The 2,531-nt window shown below is 41.9% G+C and carries 1 protein-coding gene; it reads right to left on the reverse strand.

Going from position 1 to position 2,531, the window contains the following annotated elements; all coding sequences use genetic code 11:
• Nucleotides 1-111: 111 nt before the first annotated feature.
• Nucleotides 112-1,929 (reverse strand): reverse transcriptase/maturase family protein, encoded by a 1,818-nt coding sequence (locus NSA57_RS19325; protein ID WP_306814164.1) that lies wholly within the window; start codon nt 1,927-1,929, stop codon nt 112-114.
• Nucleotides 1,930-2,531 lie beyond the last annotated feature (602 nt).

Below are 2,531 nucleotides of genomic sequence, written 5' to 3' on the forward strand. Positions count from 1 at the left end.
TGTCATGAGGTAAGGTTCAGCTTGTCCTTTACAGGACTTGCATCCCCTCCCTCCCAAACCGCACGTACACCTCTCGATGTATACGGCTTTCCGCTTATTATATTTGCGGTATTAAGAATGAATCAGTTTATGACATTCGGGGCATACCACAAGAGTTTTCCGTCTCCTTTTGCGCATAAGGAGTACCCACTCCGCATTGCCCTTTAAGTCTTTTAGTTTCTTTACTTGATGGATTTCCAGATTTCTGCAATCCTTTCCACAAAGTTCACAGGTATGGCGTTCCACTCTCTGTTTCAGAGTGTTGGTTTTAGCGTATTTTGAGAACTGCGGAAGTTCGCTTACATTGTCAAACTTCGTAGCTGATTCTTTTCGCTTAAACCCGTCTCTGTAAAAGGTTGTAGTTTTCCTTCCTGCTCTGGTATCGTATGCGATTGTAAACAGTCCTCCAACACAATATCTGCGCTTGATTTCGTGAACATTTGTTTTATACTTACAGGCAAATGTCTTGTACATACTGTACTTCATAAGATTGGCGAATCTGCCTATCTTAAAAGAATCATTTGCTATGGCATAGTAGTTATAAAGTCCACGAACTTCCGCATTATATCTTGCCAGAATCTCTATATCGCTTTGGTTTACCAGTTTTCCCCTGTGTAGGGCTACAAATCTTTCTTTTCCATTTTCGTTAATCTTGATTTTGATTGCATGATATTCCAGTAACTTTCCCACCCATTTTTCTCTGGGTACAAGTAGTTTCACCACTCCTGCATTGCTCCTGATTTTGTATCCTCCTGCGGATTTCTTTAAATCCTGACTTCTGGATACCGTAATGTCGTAGCCTAAAAATCTGGCTCTGTCTCCTGTATGTGTAACCTTAGTTTTGGTTTCGGACATTTCCAAATCCAGTTCTTCCCTGATGAATCTGCCGACATCAGCTTTAATCTGTTCTGCGTCCGCTTTGCTCCCAATTACCCCAATAATAAAATCATCAGCGTAACGGGTGTACTGAATCCGTTTATACGTCTCATCTAAAGGTTCGGTAGGAGTTAGTTGTCGTGCTTGCTTTTCAAGCGTTTTCAAATGCTTATTGCGTTCCCAGCGTTCTTCTGGAGATAAATCCGCCCACTTCTTTTTGCCCATACATCTGTAATAGGATGCCTTTTTGATAACTTTATTGTAGTCGGAGTTCATTTGTTTCTTCTTTCCTCGGTTATATTTCTGTGCGTATTCTTCCATAAATTTGTCTAATTCATGGAGATACACGTTCGCAAGCACTGGACTGACACCAGACCCCTGCGGTACACCGCTATATGTCCGATTGTACGTCCATTGCTCCATATATCCTGCTTTTAGGAATTTCCAGATAAGTTGTAGGAACATTTCATCATCAATGCGTTTACTCAGCAATCTGATGATTGTGTGGTGATTAAAACTGTCAAAGCAGGCGTGTATATCACCCTCAACAAACCAGTTCGTTCCCGTAAAGGTTTTCTGAATCTGGTATAATGCTGTCTGACAGCTTTTGTTTGGTCTGAACCCATGAGATGTTTTCTTAAACACAGGCTCATAAATGCTTTCTAAAATCATTTTCACTACTTCCTGCACCAGTTTGTCATTGCCCGACTGGATTCCCAACGGGCGCTTTTTATTGCTGTTTTTCTTAGCAATATATTCCCTGCGTGCAGGTTTTGGCAGGTAACTTTTATCTCGCATGGATTCAATAATCCTTTGGATTCTTTCGTCACTCATGCCATCAATGGTAGTTCCATCTGCACCGGCAGTCATACTGCCTGTGTTTGCATATATGTTTTTATATGCAAGCCAGTAGAACTCTGGATTGTACAGATTCCGATATAATCTCTGAAACCTGTAAGATTCATTCTTTGACTTTTCCGTCAAACTACTTAATACTTGGATTGGATTTCTCAATGCCTCTCGCACCGTCCTTTCATATCGTATTAGTAAATAAGCTGCTCCCCTTCGCCATGTGAACGTCATTAACGTCTCGGACTACTATGGGAGCTGTGTGACCATGCCCGTTACCGGGTTTAGGTCATCCCCAGTTAGTATTCATAGAATTAGCGTTTCGTGTTGTCGGCACCGACTTTCGCCATTTACCCGCTGTCTTGCGGTTGTCCTTCCATGAGTATCGCTTGCTTTCATAACTGCGAAATGAAACCAACATGGAATAGCATACGTTTCAATCCTTTTCGTATGCGGAGTGCGGATTCCCCCACTTTGGCTATCGTTCAGGCAGTTTAGCTTTGTACCTCATACACGAAGTTTTATTCTTGAATTTTCAGATACACAGGATTAGTACCTTATCATTCAGGCTCTCGTCTATTGACAAGAGCGACAACATGCTACACTCCCCTTTGGGTTTCCCCTCTCGGATAAGTTGTAGAATAATAGGTTGTGATTTTTCATCACTTGATACTTTTACCTACTGCTTGCTAAAGGCAGTATTCCATAAATACCACGCCGCCGAATTTATAATGCGCTGGCGACTTCTGGGCGCACACAGTTACCGA

The organism is Blautia caecimuris, assembly GCF_024622975.1.
Classification (GTDB): domain Bacteria; phylum Bacillota; class Clostridia; order Lachnospirales; family Lachnospiraceae; genus Blautia_A; species Blautia_A caecimuris.